This window comes from Novosphingobium sp. 9U (assembly GCF_902506425.1).
In the GTDB taxonomy this organism is placed as follows: Bacteria; Pseudomonadota; Alphaproteobacteria; order Sphingomonadales; family Sphingomonadaceae; genus Novosphingobium.
Window position 1 is genome coordinate 766,142 of record NZ_LR732469.1, and the last position, 21,363, is coordinate 787,504.

Sequence of the window (21,363 nt, forward strand, 5' to 3'; positions counted from 1 at the left end):
GCCGGCAGGCCCATCTGCCAAGCTCAGGACAAGCCTCGACAAGGGTGCCGCCTCGGCGCTCGGGTTGAGCGAGGCACCACCCACTTCGCTGTCCGCGCGCCGCTTGCTCACCAGGTCTCGCTCTGCCTTTTCAAAGCGCAGCGCGAGACTCGCCATGTCATGCAGCGCGAAGGCGACGACTGGTACCTCGCCCTCGATGGCGACCTGTCCGGCACTTGCTACGGCTACCGCGCCGAGGGTGTGTGGGCACCCGAACGTGGCCACTGGTTTGATCCTGCCAAGCTGCTCGTCGATCCTTACGCGCAAGAACTCGATCGCGCCTTCGTTCAACACCCCCGATTGGCGCAGTTCGGCAGCGACACGTCCGACATCGTCCCACGAGCCGTTGTCCCGGCTTGCGCCGTCTCGGCGCCGGTGCGCTCTCCGCTGCCGGTGCGCGGTGGCCTGATTTACGAGCTCAACGTCGGCGCCTTCACCATGCTCCACCCCGACGTGCCCGAAGAGCTGCGCGGCACGGTAGCAGCACTGGCGCACCCGGCGGTGCTGGCCCACTTTCGCAAGCTGCACGTCGCGGCGGTGGAGCTGATGCCCATCGTCGCCTGGATCGACGAGCGCCACTTGCCGCCGCTGGGCTTGCGCAATGCCTGGGGTTACAATGCGGTGGCACCGATGGCGCTCGACCCGCGCCTGTGCCCGGGCGGCGTCGCCGAACTGCGCGACACGGTGGCCACGCTGCAGGCCAAGGGCGTGGCCGTCATCCTCGACCTGGTGTTCAACCACACCGGCGAGAGCGACGTGCATGGCGGCGTGCTGTCACTGCGCGGGCTGGACAATGCCGCATACGCCCGCGCGCCCGACGGCACGCTGATCAACGATACCGGCACCGGTAATACGCTCGACTTCGCGAACCCGGCGGTGCGACGCCTGACCCTCGACAGCTTGCGCCACTTCGTCTCGGCGTGCGGCGTGGATGGGTTCCGCTTCGACCTGGCGCCGGTGCTCGCGCGCGGGCCCGGGTTCTCGGCGCAAGCGCCGATCTTTGCCGAGATCGCCGCCGATCCGCTCCTGGCCGACCGGGTGATGATCGCCGAGCCATGGGACACCGGGCCCGGCGGCTATCAGCTCGGCGCGTTCCCTGCAAACTGGCTGGAGTGGAACGATCGCTTCCGCGACGATGTGCGCCGGTTCTGGCGCGGCGACGGCACGATCGGCACGCTGGCGACGCGGCTGGCGGGCTCGTCCGACCTGTTCGGCGCCGATTGCCGCTCGATCAACTTCGTCGCCGCGCACGACGGCTTCACGCTGGCCGATACGCTCGCTTATGCCCAGCGCCACAACTGGGCCAACGGCGAGGAGAACCGGGATGGTCACGGCGACAACCACTCCTGGAACAACGGCGTGGAGGGTCCGAGCGACGATCAGCAGATCATCGATGCCCGGCGCGCTTTCGCAAAGGCCATGCTGGGTACACTGTTCGCTTCTACAGGGACGATCATGCTCACTGCGGGGGATGAGTTCGGGCGCTCGCAAGGGGGCAACAACAATGCCTACGCGCAGGACAACCCGCTGACCTGGGTCGACTGGCAGGCGCGCGACCTCGATTTGGAAGACTATGTCGCTGCGCTGGCGCGCTGGCGGGCGGAGCGCAGCGGTACCTTCATGCAGTTGCCCGAGGGCGAGTGGCTCGGTCGGCATGGGCCTATGACGGTGGCCGAGTGGGACGTGCCGGGCGCAGGATACCTAGCGTTCCGGTCCGAGCCGTACGGCTTCACGATCGACCGCGATGCGCCGCGCGTAACTGTGGCGGGGTAGGGCCAACCGCACCCGCAGCTGGCATGCTTTAAAAAGCTCAGCATAGGCGGTGTTGGGGCAGGGCGCTGAGTAATGAAGAGAGATGACGCTTCGAACCCGTCGCGGTTTACTCCCACACCGCCAGCTCTGAGCTTGTCGAAGCCCGCGAGCTGCCGGTGCCTCAAACCCAAGTGACAGCCCCCCACCCGCTCGCTATGCGCATCGCATGAAGGTCCTGCGCCAGACCCTGCTCCAGCACCGCGGCCTTGCGCTGTGGCTGGTGGCGCTCGCGCTGGCGATGAAGGCGCTGGTGCCCAGCGGCTTCATGATCGAGGCACAAAGCCAGGCGATCACCATTGCGATCTGCGGCGACGCGACGGGCGCACACCTGACCCGGCAAATCGTCGTGCCTCAGCGCGAGACGCCGCAGGAGCGCGCCGCGCAGCACACGAAGAGCGCGGCCTGCCCGTTCAGCGCACTCGACATGGCCGGCACGCCGGGTGCCGATCCGGTGCTGCTCGGCCTCGCCCTCGCTTTCATCCTGGCCATCGGTCTCGCGCCGCGCGCCGCCCCCCGCCTGATCGAGCGCGCATACCTGCGCCCGCCCTTGCGCGGACCACCACTGCAAGCCTGAACCCTGCGACGCTCCCTGCCGGAGCCAATTGCTTAACCCACGTCAAGTGCCGCGCACTTTCGCGCGCGCGGACGGTTCAGGATCTTCGACCATGAAAGCTTCCCTCATCGCGCTCGCCATCGCGAGTGCGTCCGCCACCCCTGCCTTCGCCGAAGAGGCCAAGGACCCCACCATCATCGTCACCGGCCACGCCGCTGCCGACGCCGCCGAAGCGCGCGTGCGCCAGACGCCCGGCGGCGCGGATGTCGTCGGCTACCAGGACTATGCCGACAAGACCGTCGTCTCGCTGCGCGATACGCTGGCGTTCTCGCCCGGCGTCTACACGCAGCCGCGCTTCGGCCAGGAGGTGCGTATCTCCATCCGCGGCTCGGGCCTGTCGCGGGGCTTCCACATGCGCGGCCTGACGCTGTTGCAGGACGGCATCCCGATCAACCTGGCCGACGATAACGGCGACTTCCAGGAACTGGAGCCGATCTTCTTCGACCACCTCGAAGTGTTCCGCGGCGCCAATGCGCTGCGCTTCGGTTCGGGCACATTGGGCGGCGCGATCAACGGCGTCACGCCCAGCGGCGATACGGCCAAGGGCGTCTACGCCCGCCTCGACGGCGGCTCATACGACTTCCTGCGCGGGCTGGTCTCCGCCGGCTTCGGCGACGAGCGGGCGAGTGCCTGGGGCGCGCTGAGCGCCGACACCGGTGACGGCGACCGCGAGCACGCCAAACGTAACTCTCTGCGCGGGCACTTGAACGTCAAGCTCAAGCTGTCCGACACGGTGAGCACGCGCTTCTACGGCAGCGCCAACCACATCGTGCAGGAGCTGCCGGGCGCGCTGACCGAAGAGGTGGCGCTCACCCGGCCCAAGACCGGCAGCTTTGCGGGCGACCAGCACCGCAACATCGATTCGCTGCGGCTGCAGAACCGCACCCGCTTCGATTGGGGCAGCACCAGCCTGGAGGCGGGCTTGTTCCTGAACTCCAAGCAGCTGTTCCACCCGATCCTCCAGGTCATCGACCAGAAGTCCGACGATTATGGCGCCTTCGCCCGGCTGGAGCATGACGATCAGGGGCCGTTCGCCTTCACGCTGGGCGGTGAGATCCGGCGTGGCAGCACGCGCGCGCGCCAGTACGTCAACGTCAACGGCCGCCGCGGTGCGCTGACTTTCGATGCCGACCAGGACGCGCGCACCGCCAACCTCTATGGCGAACTTCGCTTCCGCCCGATCGAGCACCTGACGCTCATCGCGGGCGGCATCTACGCCGATGGCTGGCGGGCGCGGCAGGTGAACGTCTCCACGGCACCCGCGCAAGACGGCCGCGTCAGCTTCGACGAGTTCTCGCCCAAGTTCGGCGTGCTGTTCGAGCCGGTACCGGATGTGCAGCTCTATGCCAACTACAGCCGCTCGGCCGAGTTCCCGGGCTTTGGGGAGGTGTTCCAAACGGTGGGCACCACCAGCACCTTCATTGGCGCGATCCGCCCGCAGCGGGCGTGGACGGCGGAGATCGGAACCCGCGGCAAGCACGGCGCGCTCGGCTGGGACGTGTCGCTCTACCGCGCCACGATCAAGGGAGAGCTGCTCCAGTACAACGTCGACGTGAACGGGGGCATACCGGCCTCGACGTTCAACGCCGACCGCACGCTGCACCAGGGCGTCGAGGCTGGCCTGACGCTCGACGCCACCACGTGGCTGCGGCTGCGCCAGACCTGGCAGTACTCGGACTTCCGCTTCCGAGCCGACGCGGCGTTCGGGGACAACCGCTTGCCGGTGGTCCCGCACCATGTCCTGCGCACCGAGCTTCGGCTCGGCGGCGAGGCGCTGCACGTCGCGCCGAACCTGGAGTGGGTGCCGCAAGGTGCCTTCGCCGACTATGCCAACACGCACCGGACCGGCGGGTATGCTTTGCTGGGAGTCACTGCAGCGGCGCCGCTGCTGGAGGGGGTCGACGTGTTCGTCGACGCGCGCAATCTCACGGGAAAGAAGGCGGTGGGCGACATCTCCGCCACGTTGCGGGCGACCGCGGCCTCGGCGATCTACTACCCGGCGGAGCGGCGCGCAATCTACGGCGGAGTGCGCGCACGGTTCTGAGCGCGCTGATTGCCCTTCGGGGCTCGTCGAGCTTGGGAACCAGGGCTGCCGCAAGGTCGTTTGATGTGAGAACACATAGCGAACGATGGAGCGGACATGTCCGAAGAACTGCACAATCCCAAACTCGACGAGCACCCCGGTTCGAATGCCGAGAAAGATCCGGACAACTGGGTCTCCGGTCACGATCCGATGACGGGCGCCCAGGCGTCCTATCTGACCACCCTGTGTGGGGAGGCCAAGATCGACCCGCCCTCGGCGGATCTGAACAAGGCCGATGCTTCGAAGATGATCGATGAGCTGAAGCAGAAGCTGGGGCATTGAGATCGGCGCCGACGTCGTCCCGGCCTTGACCCGGGACCGGTTTCGCCAGTGACGAACCTTGCAGCGGGAAGCTGGGGAGATCGGGGGGCGGCGGACCGGATTTCGGTCAAGCCCGAGACGACGTCAGTCTGCCTATGCTCCGGCTTTCCGCTGCTGTGACTTGTCTGCCAAGGTCGAGGGCGTGAGCACTTGGGGCAGCTTCTCCGGCGCGCCTGTGCCCGCCGGATACCACACGTAGAGCGGCACGCCCGCCGCGCCTTGTGCGGTCAGGTAGCGGGTGATCGCCGGATCGCGGCGTGTCCAATCGCCACGCAGCACGACCACGCCGGCCTTTTCGAACGCGGCGCGGGTCTGCTCGCGCTCGATGGCGACTTCCTCGTTGACCTTGCAGGTGAGACACCAGTCGGCGGTGAACCATGCGAATACTGGTTTGCCGGAGGTGCGCGCCTGCGCCAGTGCGGCCTCGCTAAAGGGCTGGACTTGAAGGATGCTCTCACCCGCAGCGCCTGGCTCGCGTTCGCTAAGCGGCAAGACGATCACGGCCACCGCTGCCAGCACGGCGAGACCCGCTCCCGTAGGTCGGATCGCCGGTCGGCCCTGGCGTTGGCGGCGTCCGGCGAGGGCGAGCAGGGCCACGAGCAACCCCGCCAGCAACACAGCTGCCAACGCGAACCAAGGTCCGGCGATGCGGCTGGCGAGCCATGCGAGCGCCAGCGCGGTCGCGCCCATCGGCAGCGCCATCCAGCGGCGGAAGGTGTTCATCCACGCGCCCGGACGCGGCATACGGCGGCGCAGGGCCGGGACGAAAGCGATCGCCAGGAAGGGCAGGGCAATCCCCAAGCCCAAGGCGGCGAACAGCGTCAGGGCGGGCACCAAGGGCAGCAACAACGCGGCGCCCATTGCGGTCGCCATGAAAGGCCCGGTGCACGGCGTCGCCACGAAAGCGGCGAGAAGTCCGGTAGCGAACGCGCCCTGCGGCGACCCGCTGCTGGCAAAGCCCGGCACGACGAACTCATAGAGCCCCAGCAAGTTCGCCGTGATCGCACAAGCCAGCAGCAGCAATGCGGCGATCACCGCGGGTTCTTGCAGCTGGAAGGCCCAGCCGACTTGCTCACCCGTCGCACGCAAGGCGAGCAGGACGGCGCCCAGTCCCAGGCAGGCGAGCACGACCCCAGCTGTGTAAGCGAGGCCCTCGCCGCGTGCCTGCGCTTCGCTCTCGCCGGCGCGGGCGAGGCTGATGGCCTTGAGGCTTAGGATCGGGAAGACGCATGGCATGATGTTCAGCAGCAGCCCGCCCGCCAGTGCGCCAAGCAGCAGCCATGGCAAGGCGGGCAGATCGCTGCCGCCCGCGCTTCCCAGCGCAGTGCCGCCGTCGGGTACCGTTCCGGGCGTGGCGGTGAAGGCGATGCCGTTGCCCTCTGCGTCGAGGCGCAGGACGGCGTCGATGGTGGTTGGCGAGGCCGGTGCGAACTTCGCGCGCGGAATGCTGACGATCAGGGTGTCGCCATCGCGCGCGAACCGCTGGGGCGCGGCGTAGTCGACCAGCTTGTCCTGGACCACGAACAGGTGCGGCTCAGCCAGCGGTGCCGCAGCCGGCAGCGGGATGGCGAGACGGACGGTCGCGGCATCGAGTGCGAATTTCGCCGGCGAGCCGAGCGGCGCGGGGAGGCGGCGCGTCCATTCCTCGAACCGGCGCGCCTCGCCGCCGGCGCCGACCACGACCTGAGTAGCGAGCTCGGCCGTCTCGGGCACGCAGAGCTGCTGGGTGCAGGCCAGCCACTGTGCCTTGACCCGCACCGGCAGGCTCGCTCCAGCCTTGGCGCCAGCGGGCGCGAAGAAGGGCACCAGTACGGCGTACTCCTTCTCGTAGACGTGGTTCATCAGGCCCGAGACCAGCAAGGTCTGGGGCACCGGATATTGCGGCTCGCCCGTCTTGGCGCCGCTCGGTAGCGACCAGCCGAGTTGCATGCCCAGGCCCGCATCGCCTGGATTGCGCCAGTAACCGTGCCAGCCGCGGTCGGGCCGCATGCGGATCGCCAGCTGGATTTCGCCGTTCGGCAGAGCAGGTCCGGCGACGAGTTCGGCGGCGATGTGATTGGGCGCAGCGTGAGCCGTGCCTGGCGCCAGCAGGATCGCCAGCGCCTGCCATAGAACCGCAACAAGCAGCGCATAGCGCCGCGCCATCGCCGACCGGTTGATCGGCCTCAGGCAGGTCCATCGCGGACGGAGTGGCTTGCGCGTCGGCGGCATTGCGGTCATCGACGCCTCTGCTCCTTTCGCCAGGACAATTCAAGGAATCCTACCCATGCGTGCTGCGCGTACTGCCTTTGCTTCGCTCGCTTCCGCTCTGGCGCTGACGGTTGCGCTGCCCTCGGTGGCGCAGGACGCGCCGCCACCTCCGGCCGCGACGCCCGCTCCCGCGCCCAAGCCGCGGCTGATCCTGGCGATCTCGATCGACCAGTTCTCCGCCGATCTGTTCGCCCAGTATCGCGAGCACTTCACCGGAGGCTTCGCGCGGCTGCTGACGGGCGCGGTGTTCCCGCAAGGCTTCCAGTCGCACGCCGCGACGGAGACCTGCCCGGGTCACTCGACGCTGCTGACCGGCGTGCACCCGTCGCGCACCGGGATCATCGCCAACAACTGGTACGACGCGAAGCTGGGCCGTGAGGTCTATTGCGCCGAGAACGAGCGCGATCCCAAGAGCACGGCGAAGGAGCCGGTCGTCTCCGACTGGCACTTGAAGGCGCCCACGCTAGGCGACCTGATGAAACGCGCGAACCCGGCGGCGCTGAACGTCGCGGTTTCCGCCAAGGACCGCGCTGCGGTGATGATGAGCGGGCACGATGCCGATGCTGCCTACTGGTGGCTGGGCAAGGGCTTCACCACCTACCAGGGCCGCCAGGTCTCGGCCGCCGCCCAGGCGCAGAATGTGGTCACCGACAAGCTGATCGATGCCGGCGCGCCTGCATTCGCGCTGCCGCAATGGTGCGAGAAGTTGGACCGCGCTGTGCCGATCAAGGACTTCACCATCGGCACCTACCGCTTCCCGCAAAAGGCCGGCGACTACAAGAGCTTCGGCCGCACCCCGCGGATCGATGCCGCCACCGGCGAGCTGGCGGTGCGCCTGGTCGACGAGATGGCCCTCGGCAAGGATGATGTCACCGACGTGCTCTCCGTCAGCTTCTCGGCGACCGATTACGTTGGGCACGCTTATGGCACAGAAGGCGCCGAGATGTGCATCCAGCTGGCGCAGCTCGACCAGACGCTGGGCCGCCTGTTCGCCGAGCTCGACAAGCGGGGGATCGACTACCTGGCCGTGCTCAGCGCCGATCACGGCGGCGTCGATGCGCCCGAGCGGTTGAAGCTGCAGGGCTTCGCGGACGCGCAGCGGATCGACCCGGCGCTCACCGCCGAGCAGCTCTCCGCCGCCGTTTCGAAGGACACGCGCGTCACCGCCGAGTCGGGCCAACTGCTTAATGGTGCGGGTGCCTCGGGCGACATCTGGTTCGCTCCCGGTCTGACATCGGCGCAGCGCAAGAAGGTCACCGCTGCGTTGCTTAAGCGGCTGTCGGCGCATCCGCAGATCGCTGCGGCTTACGATGCCAAGACGATTGCCCAAGTGCCGGTGCCCCAGGGCAATCCGCAGGACTGGACGATGGAGCAGCGCGTGCGCGCCTCCTTCGATCCGGAGCGTTCGGGCCAGGTGCTGATGATGACCAAGCGCGGCGTAGTGCCGGGCGATCCGACGCCAAGCTACACCGCCACGCACGGCAGCCCGTGGGACTACGATCGGCGCGTGCCGATGCTCTTCTGGCGCAGAGGCATGGTGGGATTCGAGCAGCCCATTCCGGTCGAGACCATCGACATTGCGCCGACGCTGGCAGGTGTGATCGGCCTGACCGAGCCGGCGGGCACCTGGGACGGGCGGTGTCTCGACATCGACGGCTCTGGGGCCGATACGTGCGGGCGATGAACGCAGAGTCGAATAGCAACACACCTGCGGCGAACTTTGAGCGCCGCGACCTCGTGATCCTGGGCGGCGGGCTCGTCGGCATGACCCTGGCGCTCGCCGCGGCACGCCAGGGTCTGACCAGCCACGTCGTCGACCGCGCCACCCCCGCCGAACTGACGGCGGAAGGCGCAGATGGGCGCGCCTCGGCGATCTCGACTGCCAGCTGGAACCTGTTCACCAACATCGGCGTCGCCCCGCGCCTCGATGCCCTGGGTTGCCCGATCGAAGCAATTGCGGTGACCGATGGCATGAAGCCCGGCCGCATCGACTTTCGCCCGACGCCGGACGAGGGCACGCTCGGCCGCATGTTCGCCAACCGCGACTTGCGGCTCGCGCTGTTCGAAGCGGGCGCGGCGGAGCCGGCCATCGCTTGGCACACCGGCGCCACCGTCGTGCGGCGAGAGCGTGGGCCGTACGGCGTCGAAGTCGAACTGGCGGATGGCACGCTGCTCGCCGGCAGTCTCCTGGTCGCTGCCGAAGGCCGCCAGTCGCCCACCCGCGACGAGGCCGGGTTCGCCTATGCCAAATGGGACTACCAGCACCGCGCCATCGTCACCGGGCTGACGCATGAGAAGCCACACGAGGGTGTCGCCTGGGAAATCTTCTACCCCGATGGCCCGTTCGCGCTGCTGCCGCTGCTCGACTTGCCCGATGGTCGCCATCGCTCGGCGCTGGTCTGGACTGTCGCCGAAAAGGACGCCGCGGCCATTACCAAGCTGCCCGACGCGGTGTTCCGCAGCGAGGTCGCGGCCAAGATGCACCATGTGTTCGGCCGCATCGAGCTGGCCGCCCCGCGCATGTCCTACCCCTTGCGCTTCCACCACGCGGCGCGCGTGACCGAAGAGCGGCTGGTGGTGATCGGCGATGCCGCCCACGGCATGCACCCGATTGCCGGACAGGGCCTCAACCTGGGCCTGCGCGATGTCGGCGCGCTGGTGGAGGTGCTGGGCGAGGGCGCGCGGCTCGGCCTCGATCCGGGCGATGCGCAAGTGCTCGCGCGGTACGAGAAGTGGCGCAGTCTCGATGCGTTCATGGTGATGTCGGTGACGGACGGGTTGAACCGGCTGTTCGGTATTCCCGGGCGTCTGCCTTCGGCGGCGCGCCGGCTCGGTATGGGCGCGGTGCAGCGTCTGCCGGTGCTGAAGCGCTTCTTCATGGACGAGGCGCGGGGCGTCTCGGGCAAGCTGCCGGAGTTGTTACAGGGTTAGCCGTCCTTCCCGTCGCGGGGAGGACAAGCGAGGCCATCACGCGCACGATCCGATCCTCCCCTGAGGCGGAGGCGGCAGCCGCGCCAGCGGCTGACGGAGGGGTGTCCACGCTGGCGGAGTCAGCGAGCGAGAGGGTTACACCCCTCCGTCACGCACTACGTGCGCGCCACCTCCCCTTACAGGGGAGGATCTTGCAGCCTTAGGCTTTAACCTTCGCCTGAAAACTCTTGCGCAACTTCATCAGCTTCGGCGGGATCACTGCCAGGCAGTACGGATTGCGCTGGCCTTCGCCATCCCAATACTCCTGGTGGTAGTCCTCTGCCGGGTACCACTTCGAGGCTTCCTCTATCGTCGTCACCACGCGCCCGCCATTGTCCTCGTTGGAGCGTGCGATCGCCGCCTCGGCCTCGGCGCGCTGGGCATCATCCAAGGGGAAGATCGCCGAGCGGTACTGCGTCCCCACGTCGTTGCCCTGTCGGTTCAGCTGCGTCGGATCGTGCGTGCCCATGAACACGTCGAGCAGATCGCCGTACGATAGCACTTCGGGGTCGAAGTTCACCTTGATCGCCTCGGCATGCCCGGTCGTCCCGGCGCAGACCTGCTTGTAGCTCGGGTTGTCGACCGCGCCGCCGATGTAGCCGCTCTCGACCGACTGCACGCCGATCACGTCGCGAAATACCGCCTCGGTGCACCAGAAGCACCCGCCTGCCACGATTGCCGTTTCCATGTGGTTCGTCGTCCTGTTGATGTCCTTGATCGAGGTCTAGATAGGAAGTCGCGCGCGCGCTTGCCATGGCGGCTTATGCCACTAGCTTCGCTCCCGCCCTTCCCCCCTCTGGAGATTCGACCATGCGCCGTGTCCTGCTCTCGCTCGCCACCGGCTTCGGCCTGTTGGCCGCACCCGTAGCTGTGGAGGCCGCTTCCGACACGCGCGACACCGAGGCTTGCGAGGGCTGCAAGGCATTGCTCGAGCTCGCCGCCGCCAATCCCAAGCGGACCGCCGATCGCGCGCGAGACGCCGCGCGCCATCCTGTCGAGAGCATGGCCTTCTTCGGCGTGCGCCCGGACATGAAGGTCGGCGAATATGCGCCGGGCGGCGAATGGTACTCGCGCTTTCTGGGGCTGTACCTGGGCAAGCAGGGCAAGCTGGTCGGCCTGTTCTTCAACCCCGATACGCCCGCCTTCAGCGACAAAATGCGCACCGGCATCGCCGCGAGTGCTGCCAAGTACCCGCAGGACGTGGCAAGCTTCACCGGCCTACCCGCCACCAGGTTCTCGGCCATGACGCTCAAGGACGTGCCCGCCGACCAGAAGGGTACCTTCGACCGCATCCTGATCCCACGCATGCTGCACAACATGCTGCAGTGGAACAACGCCGACAGCGAGCTGAAGGCGATGCGCGCGCTGCTGAAGCCCGACGGCATGATCGGCGTGGAGCAGCACCGCGCCAAGGCCGATGCACCGTTCGCCTATGCCGATGGCTCGAAGGGGTACCTGCGCCAGGCAGACGTGATCCGGCTCATGGAACTGAACGGCTTCGAACTGGTCCGCAAGTCCGAGATCAACGCCAACCCGAAGGACAGCGCCAGCTGGCCTGACGGCGTGTGGACGCTGCCTCCCACCTTCGCGCTCAAGGATCAGGACAAGGCGAAGTACCAGGCCATCGGCGAAAGCGACCGGATGACCTTGCTGTTTCGCAAACGCCCATAATATGGGCGGGCTATGACCCGCACCCTCTCCGTCGCCGCCCTGCAGCTGCCCCTCGGTTCCGCTGACGAGAGCGAGAACATCGCGGCCGTCTCCGCGCTGGTCGAGGAGGCGGCGGGCAGGGGCGCGCAGATCGTGCTGCCGCCCGAGCTGTTCTCCGGCCCCTACTTCTGCAAGGTCGAGGAGGAGGCGCTGTTCGCGCTTGCGCGGCCAACGGCCGAGCACCCCTCCGTGCTCGCGATGCAGAAGCTCGCGGCCGGGCTGAAGATCGCGATCCCCACCAGCTTCTTCGAGCGGGACGGGCACCATTATTACAACACCTTGGCGATGATCGGGCTAGATGGCGCGATCATGGGTACGTATCGCAAGAGCCACATTCCCGACGGCCCCGGCTACGAGGAGAAGTACTACTTCCGCCCCGGCAACGACGGCTTCAAGGTGTGGGACCTGTTCGGCACCCGCATCGGTGTCGGCGTCTGCTGGGACCAGTGGTATCCGGAAAGCGCGCGCGTCATGGCGCTGATGGGTGCGGAGCTGCTGTTCTACCCCACCGCGATCGGCTCCGAACCCTACGACGTCAGCCTTGACACCAGCCGAATGTGGCGCCGCGCGATGCTCGGCCACGCGGTGTCGAACTGCATGCCGGTGATCGCCGCTAATCGCATCGGCACCGAAGCCGAGTGTGGCGGGGAGGGCCAGGCTTTTTACGGTCACTCCTTCATCACCGACGAATGGGGCGACTACCTCGCCGAGTTCGGGCGTGAGGAGACCGGCGTGCTGGTCGCCGAGATCGACCTCGACCGCGCCGCCAAGCACCGGGCCGGCATGGGCTTCTTCCGCGACCGTCGCCCGCAGCTCTATGGTCGGATCGCGCAGGACGTTTGACCGGTCGGTGGCCGATCACCGCTACCTGATCGCACTCGGCTCCAACATGCGCCACCCGCGTCATGGCGCACCACCGCATGTCCTGCGCGCGGCGCTGGCGCACCTAGCGGACGACGGCCTGGTTGTGGAAGCGAGTTCGCCGATCGTCAGCTCGGCCCCGCTCGGCCCCTCGCACCGCCGCTATTCAAACGCCGCGGCGATCGTGCGGACTCCGCTGAACCCGCCAGCGCTGCTCGCGCACCTCAAGCGCATCGAGGCGGGATTCGGCAGGCGACCGGGCGGCATCCGCTGGCGCGCTCGCGTGCTAGACCTCGACCTGATCCTGTGGAGCGGAGGCGCCTATGCCTCGCCCAACCTGATCATCCCACACCGTGAGTTCCGCCACCGAAGCTTCGTCCTCCAGCCCGCGAGCCGCATCGCCCGCGATTGGCGCGATCCCCAAACCGGCCTGACGCTGGCTCACTTGCATTCCCGCCTGACGCGGCCGCGTGCCCCCACCGCTTGACCCAGCCGCAACCCGCCCTTAGGGCACAAACCTCCCGCACCGGTTCACGACCGCGCAGTGGTAAGGGCCCTTAGCTCAGTCGGTAGAGCAACTGACTTTTAATCAGTAGGTCGCTGGTTCGAACCCAGCAGGGCTCACCATATTGAAATTGCAGCAAAAAGTCTGTTGCATGGGATGGTAACTTCCGGCCTGCTTTTCGATGCCAGTAAGCACCAGGTAACAACATGGTCTGCGCGGCGCACGGGTCAGGTCCCGTTTAGGACCTGACAAAATAGCAGAAACCCGGCACCCCGCGCCTACGCGTGCAGCTTCGGGTAACCACGGGTCATCTTTACAGCGACCGCTATCAACAGGGCGACGGTATGCCTCGTCAAAGCGCTTCGCCAATGATCGCCATAGCTCGATGCCGCTAGGCTCATCCTCTATCGCGCATCGCCCGATCTGCTCGGCAAGAAGCGCGGGCCAACGTCGCCGTGTCAAAGTTGTCTAGTCTCGATGGATCGCAGACTACACACGGAAAACCGCACGCGCGCTCCGAATAAACCATAAGTAACCTGACCAACCTCTCGGCATGGTCGCAGAATCATGCAGGTCCGCTGTCTCTGCCTCGCGCCGAGGCTTCCAGATAATTCCAGTGCGATGCGATCAGCCAAAGTTCTATTGTGGTATACTGCCTTGGGCCACAAACTGCAGTTCCATCAATCGTATGCCTAGCTCTCGTTTGTCTTGATCGATGCCCAAATCCTGCGGTGACCTGACACCCTTCATTTTTATCTCGATTGTATTGTGCGTGTCTGTTCGAAGCGTGATTGGGCCGAACCACATCGTCATCGGCTTCGTCCGATCGCCTACGGCTACACTCGACGAATCTAGAGCGCCCACCACAACATCACCTGGCCAAAGCAGCCTTCTTCCAACCGATTGCCCATTTACCATCAGTTCTAAGCTTAATGGCAGACCTGCCTCTAAGTAAGGTACGAACACCATCTTTGCGAAACAGAAAGGCTCCTCAGCCCGTCCGAACACTAACATAGCCGAATTTCCATCGGTCCAAATGCCACTAGGCTCTGGCTCTGACCATCCATCCGCCAAACACATAACGGGCTCACCGTTTGTTAAGTTGATGGGTTCCAATGGTATCGACGGCAAGAAACAATCAAAGATGCTCAGGTCCACATTCGTGCCAGTCAGCCTAGTCTCAGGCCAGGCCTTGATTATCGTTCCAAGATGAAGCTCAATCTCTCCGATTTCGGAGGGAGAGAGCACATTCATTGTGCCGCGTTCAGCCGCTACCGAGTGCGCTCCGTTCCATGCTAAACCAGCATGAGCGATTACACGATCGATGGTTCGCTCCGGATCGCTCGTAAGGTCTTCGTACTTGACGAAGAGGAGCGCGTCTCCGACTTTCTCGCGCAAGATCATTAGGCCGCGCACGACGTCTATATACTCGTCGATGGCTTCCTGAACTGTCATCACGTGCCACATATCTCGGCCCTGCTCGGCAAGGTTTCGACGGTTCATGGAACTGTTGATCTGAGCCATTGGCGACCTCAGCAGCGCAACGTATCGGACGCTAGGGTACATGACACTGAAGCTGTCCCCACCATCTTTCAGCATTGATCCGGGGCGTTTGGACCCGATGATCTGCGCGTTCGGCTTATTCAAAGATGTGCGCACAACATTGGCGACAATAGACGGAAATCGTTCTTCGGTTGGATACCGCAGTTTGTGGTTCAATCCTTCCGACTCATATAGATTATATGCATAGCGGCTGTCGCTCGAACCAAAGGTATGTGATGAAAGCCTAGCTTCGAGGTTTGAGACTTTACTGTTCTTAGTCTCGCTCGCCGAGCGCTCCACATCCGCTTGGTACTGCAGGATTGGCGCGAGCTGATTAGCAAGATCGCAAAGCCGATATTCCGACATGATCGCTGCTTCCGGGTGCTCGTTGATGATGTCCATCAAAGCTGTGGTGCCCGCACGCGGCAAACCGCCGATCAGTAGTACATTTGGTAGAATCGTCGGGTCGGAGTCCATAAATCCTCTCATTGTCAGCCGCTTGCGTTACAGCATGAAGGGAGCTTGGCAACGCGCCAACGGCATGCCGAGCGCGTCCTGCGCTCGGTTCATCACCAGCTAAGCGCTCTGCCGTCACCAACTGCCACCACTCTAGTGGCCGTGTCCCTATCCGCCCCCCTTCTTTACGGGGTCCGAAAATTACCGCCCGACTGTACCCCGCCGTGCTGCAAGGCGATGATGCCGAACGCCTCGGAACACCTCGCACCACACAGCCAATCCGTCCCGGAACACCTTACCCCTATCGCATTTTCGGTGTTCCAGGTGTTCCAGGTGTGCAACGGCAGTTTCTTGCGGGTTTGCCGGGAACACCTCGCATGTGTTCCGGTGTTCCGAGGTGTTCCTGGTGCTACCAGACGAGCAGCTCGGTGCTCACAAATGCATCTGGCATCGGCACGGCGCGCAGTGGTCAGTGGCATGTGTCCAGCGTGCGGAACCTGCTGGCGAGATTAGACCCGCCAGCAGCGTAATCGATTAGATGATGTACTCGACACCCGCAAACAGCTGCTCCTGCATCTGCGTATAGTGCTCTGCGCTCTCCGAGAAACTCAGCAGAAGGTCGCCCTTGCTAAAATCGGAGTCGAGTTGAGCAAGCCAGTAGTTCTGCCCATTTGGATCCGAAGCGCGGCCAAGTGCATTCTCATACATAAACTCTACGAGTTGTCCCTTACTCAAATCTGCCGTGGCTTGAGCAAACTCGGGGGAGCTAGCAAACCCTTCAGCGACCTGATTGAGGCTCATGCCACCTTTAAGTTTATCAACCCAGTCTTGTAGTCCGGCTGCGTCAGGAAGGCGATTGTTGAAGGCATCGTAGAGGGCCGCGACAGCCTGATAGTCGTTGTCGGTGTCCCATAATCCCTTCGCAAGGGTTCCAGCGGTTTGCGCACGATGCTCTTCGCTTTCTGAGAATCCGATCAGCACGTCCGTTCTGCTCAGGCCCTCTTCTAGGCCCCGTACCCAATCCGCCTTGCCACCAACGTCAGAGGGACGACCCAGCGCCGAGTTGTAGAGAAATTCGACAAAGTCGCTGTTCGATAGGCGGCCTGTGGCTGCTTCATATTCAGGGGAGTTGAGGAATCCGTGAGCGACGTCTCCGCGAGTCTGTCCGACGGCCAGAGCGTCCAGCCAATCATCCAGCCCGACAGCATCAGGCTCACGATGAAGCGTTGTATCGTAGAGACGCATGACAAACGCGGCGTTGCTGTTGGCGTCGAAGGTTAGAGTTGCATCCCTAAAGTGAACATCTTCCACACTCGACATGATGTCGGAACTTACCGCCGTAGAGTCACTATAGGGCATTACACCATATGATCTCGCTAGCCCGACGTAGACGACATTATCCAGCCCCTCTCCGCCGTAGATGAATGACCCATTTCCAACGGAGTAGATGGTGTCATTACCTTCGCCACCATCTACCTCATCAGCACCGCCGAGGCCGTAGATTGTGTCGTCTCCGTCACCGCCAAACAAATGATCGTCACCGTTAGATCCGGTGATATGATCATTACCTGCTAGTGCCTTATCAAAATAGAGTCCTCTATCTGCACTGAACAGGTAGTCGTTTCCGGCCAAATCAATTTTAAAATCAGAGATAGTGAATCGACGGACGGATCCATCAAATTCTTCCAACGACGTTACAATTCCCGATGCCGTATCTACATCATTTGAAACATTAAGCGTGTCGCCGTGAAGTACGTCGATATAAGAAGAATCCGTGCCATCTAGCTCTTGATAGTTGATCGTGATGGATCCGTTAGTCATCGTGTATGATGAAGGGAGCAAACCACTCGCGATCGCCGTATCATACATGTCTAAAGGAGCATCAGGATTGGCAACGATTTTCATGGCTTTCCAATTCACTAGTCGCCAGGTTACAGTAGTTCACTGTGGTTAAGGCAGGATCCACAACTTAAGTTAACGCGCTGTCGTGACTCACTCGTTGAAGCGTTAACCAGGGCAATTTAACCCAGCGTTCAACCACTTACCGTGGCTGCATGACCCCCGCAGAGATCCGCAGCGAAGTCATCGCTGACTTTCGCCACTCACCGATGATCCGCTCGGCCCGGTCATGCTGGTCTTCCCACGGTGTGGAGAGCACCTTAACTGGCATAGAGGCCATGCCTGGCGAGTGGCGCGAGCCGCTGTGACGGGATCGGTCCAAAGAAGAACTGTGGACGATGCTCGCCCGAATGCGGCAAGGTATTCCACGGTGTTCCTGTGTAAGTGGGTTTAGCGCCCGTCGCCCGCGCCTCGTAGCTCCATGACATGAGTTGCCTGTCGCCGCTTACAATATCCTCTGTCCGACCCCATTTGGTGCCCATGCCAGATGGAACCGTAGAGCGCGCATTTCAGCTTGCCAGTGACGGCAGCAGTAAGAGCGTCAATGACGTTCGTCGGCAACTGAAGCAGGAAGGCTACACGGCGATTGATGAGCATCTTAGCGGCCCTACGATAAAGAAGCAGCTCGCCGAATTGATGAAGGGCCGCTGAGCGCTTCTCCTACAACTTCCCAGCGCGTATCAACTCAATCCTGTTCAGCGCAGCGTTCATGCTCTGCGACCGTCCAATGTCGTTGTCCGCCTGGCAGGCCTGCCAGAAGTACCGGATGGCATCTGATGGGACCCCCACGAAGCGTAAGGCTTTCAGCGCCAGGCGAACTTCAGCGCCGGTCTGCGGTCCCTCATCGCTTCGCCTTACCGCCTCGCGCAGCACCGCCACCGCATCATCCATGGTCAAGCATCATCAAGGTTGCGCGGGCGAAGTCGCGCATGATGCGCTGCCAGTAAGGCCCGGCGTCTTCCCACCTGTCTGGATCAATCTCACGATCCCGCGTGGTCTCCCACATGCGCGCGGCTAGCTCCTCCGCCAAGGCTTCGCGGTCATTGGTCGTGCAAAGGCGACAGGGGGCCATATGATCACCAGCGCAGCGCGAGTTGGCGGGGATCTGGCCGTGGCTGTGGATTGATCTGCTCAACGATTGCCTGCGCCAGTTCAGCAGCAGCTCGCTCTCGCATCATTTCGTCAGGCATGGTGATACCTACTCGCGCCCAACCGGCGGCCTGCAATATGGCCGCCGCCACAGCGCCTGTGTCGATCGAGGCGACGCCTCGTTGCGAATCGTGTTCCATGCTCCTAGTAGAACGAACGCAGAACATCGGTGCAAGTGGGCGTTTGATGAGGCAGGAGAACTAACCATGCTGGTGCTACTTGCCGCCGCCGTTGCCACGGTCGTTCCAGCTGGCCAGACCTTCGCCTGCACACCAACGGCGGTCTACGATGGCGATGGGCCGGTATGGTGCGCCGAAGGGCCGCGCATCCGTGAGGCTGGCATTGCCGCGCGCGAGATGGACGGCAGCTGCCGCGTGAACCAGCCTTGTCCCAGCGCCAGCGCGGAGCAGTCCCGTGACGCCCTTGTCAGGCTCGTCGGCAAGCCCGTGGGTCGCAGGCCTGAGGGGCATGTGCTCGTAAAGGGTCCGACTATGCAGTGTCGATCGGAGGGTAACGGTAAGGGCAAGCGGACTGCCGCCTGGTGTGTGTCTCCGATTGGCGGCGACTTGTCCTGTGCCATGGTGCGCGGTGGCTGGGCGCTGCGATGGGAGCGGTACTGGCGTAGGCATCGGTGCTGAACATATCGCCTGCCTACGCTGAGACGCAGCCAATTGCTCCGATTGTGCCGCTATGGAAGATTTGCAGATCAGCCTTCATCCGATCGGAAGAAGTTATCCGTACATCGAGCGATCCTCACTTTCTGCTCATTCATCTGCTTGGTGCAGCGAATGCTGGCGGGTATGCGCCCAGCCAGCAGTGCTTCCGATCACATCACGAAGTCGACACCAGCGAACAGTTGTTGCTGCATGAGGCCGTAGTGCTCTGTGCTTTCAGAGAAGCCAAGCAGAAGGTCGCCCTTGCTAAGACCGCTATCTAGGGCGCTCACCCAGGCCTGCTTGCCCGCTGCATCTGCTTCACGATCGAGCGTGTTGTGGTACATGTAATCCACCAGCTGTTCGTTGGAGAACCCTGACGTTTTCTGCGCAAACTCATCTGAAGCTGCGAAGCCGCTCGCGACTGAGCTCAGCGAGGTTCCACCCTCCAGTTGCTCAACCCAATTTAACAGGCCTCCTTGATCGGGAAGCCGATTGCCGGTTAGCGAAGCTTGGTTTACCGTCGCGAGTTGCGCGGAAATGCGTGCCTGCACCCGCTAACTTTTAATCAGTAGGTCGCTGGTTCGAACCCAGCAGGGCTCACCACACTTTCGATAATTTAGCTGGTCGTGTCTAAATGATCTGGGCCTTGTTAGTGCCTGATTGCAAACTCTTTCTGACGAGCGACATCGGCTCGAGAGGTAGAGAGCCCAAGCATGTTGGCATGGAGCCGCAAGCCTGCAGTGCAGATGTCGTGCAAAAAATTGCCGGCGACTGCACAGCTACTCGTCGAGACGGGCTCACGCTTTGGAACTGACAATCAAGCAAGACGCGTCTTGAGCCACTTATCTGCCGTACTTGGGCCATGCTCAACGTTAATTGATGAAAGTGCAAACACGCGCGCGCTTCTTCCGTGATAACCACGATGTCGAGCTTGGCCGATGCGGCTAGCGACTGCTCGTAAACCTATTGGAGGAGTATTTGGTGCGCCCGGAACGATTCGAACGTCCGACCCTCAGATTCGTAGTCTGATGCTCTATCCAGCTGAGCTACGGGCGCGTTAGGTCCGGGCAGGTAGTTGGCCCCCATGAACTTGGCAAGGGTAAACCGCATTGGCCAGCGCCGATGCAGATCTGGGTGGTGCATCGCTTTCGTTCGCAAAGCGCTGCGCCCTGTAGGTATAATCGAAGGGCTTCGGGGGAGTGGCAGGCGTTTTTGCTGTGCCAGGATGTCGAAGGTACCTTGGCTCGATAAGTGTATGGGAAGCGGCTAACCTTCAGATCGCCAACCAGCAAGCCGGGCGTCCTGCTCTCCGCGCGCATCCAATGCTGGTCCTTGCGCGAGGTCTTGGATTGCGGTCATGATCTCCGCGTCCGCGCTTCCCGCTTGGCGGAAATCGCCACGTTCCTGCGCTGCACCGCCGACGACCTTTCTGAGGCGCCAGCCTTGCTCGTCACGGCATGCAATTCCGGATTGTGCCGCATTCGAGAAGCCTCGGCAGAACTGCCCTTTGGCATCGCGGAAGCTCAGCAGGATGCGAACCGGAGCATCCGCCGGTTGCGTGGCGACGAGCTGCCGGTCGAGGGCGGTCGCCACGTCGCCGGCGGCATAATCCGGTTCCACCTTTTGGGAAGTGCCGAAGCCCACCAAGCCAAGGACCAGCGAGGCGGCCAGGGCCGGGCCCCACCACGTCGCCGGAGGTCGCGCCCGGCGTTGACGCTGCCGGGACGCTGCTGCGAATTCGACGATTGACGGCCCGCGTTTCACAGCGCTGATCAGCTGATCCGGCACGGGAGCGTCGGCAATGGGCCCGAACTGGGCGCTAAGCTTGGCCTTCAGCGCGCGGTGTGCGTCGACTTCGGCTTTCAGCGCGGGGTCGGCCGCCAACGCGGCTTCGACGTCGCGGCGCGCTTCGCCGGCAAGCTCACCATCGGCATAGGCGGCGATCTGTTCCTTCGACGGTCTCATGCCGCTTCTCCCAGCAGGCCCAGCAGGGCGTCGCGTCCGCGCACCAGGCGCGAATTGAGGGTGCCGACCGGGCAACCGACGATCTCGGCAGCCTCCTTGTAGGAATAGCCCTCGACCATCACGAGAAGCACGGCTTCCCGCTGCTCTTCGGGCAGCTTCGCCAGCGCCCGGTCGACATCCGTCAGCTGCATGCGCTCGTCCTGGCCGCCGCTGGCGCCGATGTGCAGACCTTCGTCGGCGTCGACAAAGGTCTGCATCCTTCGCGTGCTTGCGCGGCCTTCGTCGATCCAGAGATTGCGCATGATCCGATACGTCCAGCTGTCGAGGCGGGTGCCGTCGTGCCACTGCTCGCGGCTGCGAAGCGCCCGTTCGATCGTCATCTGGCAAAGGTCGTCGGCTTCCGGCACGTTGCGCACCAGGCCCACGGCAAAGCGCCGCAGCCGCGGCAGCAGTGCCAGAAGTCCGTCCTCGAACGTGTCAGGTTGCCTTGCCGACAGTTTCTTTGCCCTCTCCCGGATGAAACGAGCGTCCT

The 21,363-nt window shown here is 63.9% G+C and carries 20 protein-coding genes and 2 tRNA genes; 12 read left to right on the plus strand and 10 right to left on the minus strand.

What is annotated here, in order from left to right:
* Positions 1–12: 12 nt before the first annotated feature.
* The 4 genes from glgX to GV044_RS03520 all read left to right on the plus strand — a co-directional run bounded on the left by glgX (position 13) and on the right by GV044_RS03520 (position 4,829).
* Positions 13–1,812 (plus strand): glycogen debranching protein GlgX, encoded by a 1,800-nt coding sequence (gene glgX, locus GV044_RS03505; protein ID WP_236554927.1) that lies wholly within the window; start codon positions 13–15, stop codon positions 1,810–1,812.
* 205 nt (positions 1,813–2,017) lie between these two features.
* Positions 2,018–2,425 (plus strand): DUF2946 family protein, encoded by a 408-nt coding sequence (locus GV044_RS03510; RefSeq protein WP_159865520.1) that lies wholly within the window; start codon positions 2,018–2,020, stop codon positions 2,423–2,425.
* Between the two features lie 91 nt (positions 2,426–2,516).
* A complete protein-coding gene (locus tag GV044_RS03515) occupies positions 2,517–4,508 on the plus strand; it encodes a TonB-dependent receptor domain-containing protein (protein ID WP_159865523.1) in 1,992 nt (663 codons plus the stop codon).
* 96 nt (positions 4,509–4,604) lie between these two features.
* Positions 4,605–4,829 carry a DUF3072 domain-containing protein gene (locus tag GV044_RS03520; RefSeq protein WP_159865526.1) on the plus strand — a complete coding sequence of 75 codons (225 nt, stop codon included), beginning with the start codon at positions 4,605–4,607 and terminating at the stop codon, positions 4,827–4,829.
* A gap of 132 nt (positions 4,830–4,961) precedes the next feature.
* Here the strand turns inward: GV044_RS03520 and GV044_RS03525 are convergent, their stop codons facing one another.
* Complete coding sequence (locus GV044_RS03525; protein WP_159870812.1) at positions 4,962–7,013, minus strand: protein-disulfide reductase DsbD; 2,052 nt, start codon at positions 7,011–7,013, stop codon at positions 4,962–4,964.
* A gap of 121 nt (positions 7,014–7,134) precedes the next feature.
* On the opposite strand from GV044_RS03525, the gene GV044_RS03530 reads away from it, so the two are divergent.
* Both GV044_RS03530 and GV044_RS03535 read left to right on the plus strand, forming a co-directional pair.
* Positions 7,135–8,802, plus strand: a complete 1,668-nt coding sequence (locus tag GV044_RS03530; protein WP_159865529.1) for an alkaline phosphatase family protein — start codon at positions 7,135–7,137, stop codon at positions 8,800–8,802.
* Positions 8,799–10,049 (plus strand): FAD-dependent monooxygenase, encoded by a 1,251-nt coding sequence (locus GV044_RS03535; protein ID WP_159865532.1) that lies wholly within the window; start codon positions 8,799–8,801, stop codon positions 10,047–10,049. The genes GV044_RS03530 and GV044_RS03535 overlap by 4 nt, the downstream gene beginning before the upstream one ends.
* Before the next feature lie 199 nt (positions 10,050–10,248).
* Here GV044_RS03535 and msrA read toward each other — a convergent pair whose 3' ends face one another.
* Positions 10,249–10,776 (minus strand): peptide-methionine (S)-S-oxide reductase MsrA, encoded by a 528-nt coding sequence (gene msrA, locus GV044_RS03540; RefSeq protein ID WP_159865535.1) that lies wholly within the window; start codon positions 10,774–10,776, stop codon positions 10,249–10,251.
* Between the two features lie 122 nt (positions 10,777–10,898).
* On the opposite strand from msrA, the gene GV044_RS03545 reads away from it, so the two are divergent.
* From GV044_RS03545 to GV044_RS03560, 4 genes are all read left to right on the plus strand, one after another.
* On the plus strand, positions 10,899–11,759 hold the full coding sequence (locus GV044_RS03545) for a class I SAM-dependent methyltransferase (protein ID WP_159865538.1): 861 nt from the start codon (positions 10,899–10,901) through the stop codon (positions 11,757–11,759).
* Positions 11,760–11,771: 12 nt separating this feature from the next.
* Positions 11,772–12,641 (plus strand): N-carbamoylputrescine amidase, encoded by an 870-nt coding sequence (gene aguB, locus GV044_RS03550; protein ID WP_159865541.1) that lies wholly within the window; start codon positions 11,772–11,774, stop codon positions 12,639–12,641.
* 7 nt (positions 12,642–12,648) lie between these two features.
* Complete coding sequence (folK, locus tag GV044_RS03555) at positions 12,649–13,146, plus strand: 2-amino-4-hydroxy-6-hydroxymethyldihydropteridine diphosphokinase (RefSeq protein ID WP_159865544.1); 498 nt, start codon at positions 12,649–12,651, stop codon at positions 13,144–13,146.
* A gap of 64 nt (positions 13,147–13,210) precedes the next feature.
* Positions 13,211–13,286 (plus strand) — tRNA-Lys (locus GV044_RS03560).
* A gap of 517 nt (positions 13,287–13,803) precedes the next feature.
* Here the strand turns inward: GV044_RS03560 and GV044_RS03565 are convergent.
* Both GV044_RS03565 and GV044_RS03570 read right to left on the minus strand, forming a co-directional pair.
* Positions 13,804–15,183: a sulfotransferase gene (locus GV044_RS03565; protein ID WP_159865547.1), complete on the minus strand. Its 1,380-nt coding sequence runs from the start codon at positions 15,181–15,183 to the stop codon at positions 13,804–13,806.
* A gap of 513 nt (positions 15,184–15,696) precedes the next feature.
* Entirely contained in the window at positions 15,697–17,067 is a 1,371-nt protein-coding gene (locus GV044_RS03570) for a DUF4214 domain-containing protein (protein WP_159865550.1), read from the minus strand.
* 474 nt (positions 17,068–17,541) lie between these two features.
* On the opposite strand from GV044_RS03570, the gene GV044_RS03575 reads away from it, so the two are divergent.
* Positions 17,542–17,712: a hypothetical protein gene (locus GV044_RS03575; RefSeq protein WP_159865553.1), complete on the plus strand. Its 171-nt coding sequence runs from the start codon at positions 17,542–17,544 to the stop codon at positions 17,710–17,712.
* A gap of 9 nt (positions 17,713–17,721) precedes the next feature.
* Here GV044_RS03575 and GV044_RS03580 read toward each other — a convergent pair whose 3' ends face one another.
* The gene (locus tag GV044_RS03580) at positions 17,722–17,952 is read right to left on the minus strand and encodes a hypothetical protein (protein ID WP_159865556.1); all 231 of its coding nucleotides are present in this window, start codon (positions 17,950–17,952) and stop codon (positions 17,722–17,724) included.
* Between the two features lie 185 nt (positions 17,953–18,137).
* Positions 18,138–18,350, minus strand: a complete 213-nt coding sequence (locus GV044_RS03585; RefSeq protein ID WP_159865559.1) for a DUF6771 family protein — start codon at positions 18,348–18,350, stop codon at positions 18,138–18,140.
* A gap of 66 nt (positions 18,351–18,416) precedes the next feature.
* Between GV044_RS03585 and GV044_RS22025 the strand changes: the two genes are divergently transcribed.
* Positions 18,417–18,848: a thermonuclease family protein gene (locus GV044_RS22025; RefSeq protein ID WP_236554669.1), complete on the plus strand. Its 432-nt coding sequence runs from the start codon at positions 18,417–18,419 to the stop codon at positions 18,846–18,848.
* A 188-nt stretch (positions 18,849–19,036) separates the two neighbouring features.
* On the opposite strand, the gene GV044_RS03595 is transcribed toward GV044_RS22025, so the two are convergent.
* The 4 genes from GV044_RS03595 to GV044_RS03610 all read right to left on the minus strand — a co-directional run bounded on the left by GV044_RS03595 (position 19,037) and on the right by GV044_RS03610 (position 21,328).
* Entirely contained in the window at positions 19,037–19,417 is a 381-nt protein-coding gene (locus GV044_RS03595) for a DUF4214 domain-containing protein (RefSeq protein ID WP_159865565.1), read from the minus strand.
* Between the two features lie 428 nt (positions 19,418–19,845).
* Positions 19,846–19,922: transfer RNA gene (locus GV044_RS03600), tRNA-Arg, on the minus strand.
* A gap of 210 nt (positions 19,923–20,132) precedes the next feature.
* Positions 20,133–20,831 (minus strand): anti-sigma factor, encoded by a 699-nt coding sequence (locus GV044_RS03605; RefSeq protein ID WP_159865568.1) that lies wholly within the window; start codon positions 20,829–20,831, stop codon positions 20,133–20,135.
* Positions 20,828–21,328 (minus strand): RNA polymerase sigma factor, encoded by a 501-nt coding sequence (locus tag GV044_RS03610; RefSeq protein ID WP_159870815.1) that lies wholly within the window; start codon positions 21,326–21,328, stop codon positions 20,828–20,830. Before GV044_RS03610 ends, GV044_RS03605 begins: the two co-directional genes overlap by 4 nt.
* Positions 21,329–21,363: the final 35 nt, after the last annotated feature.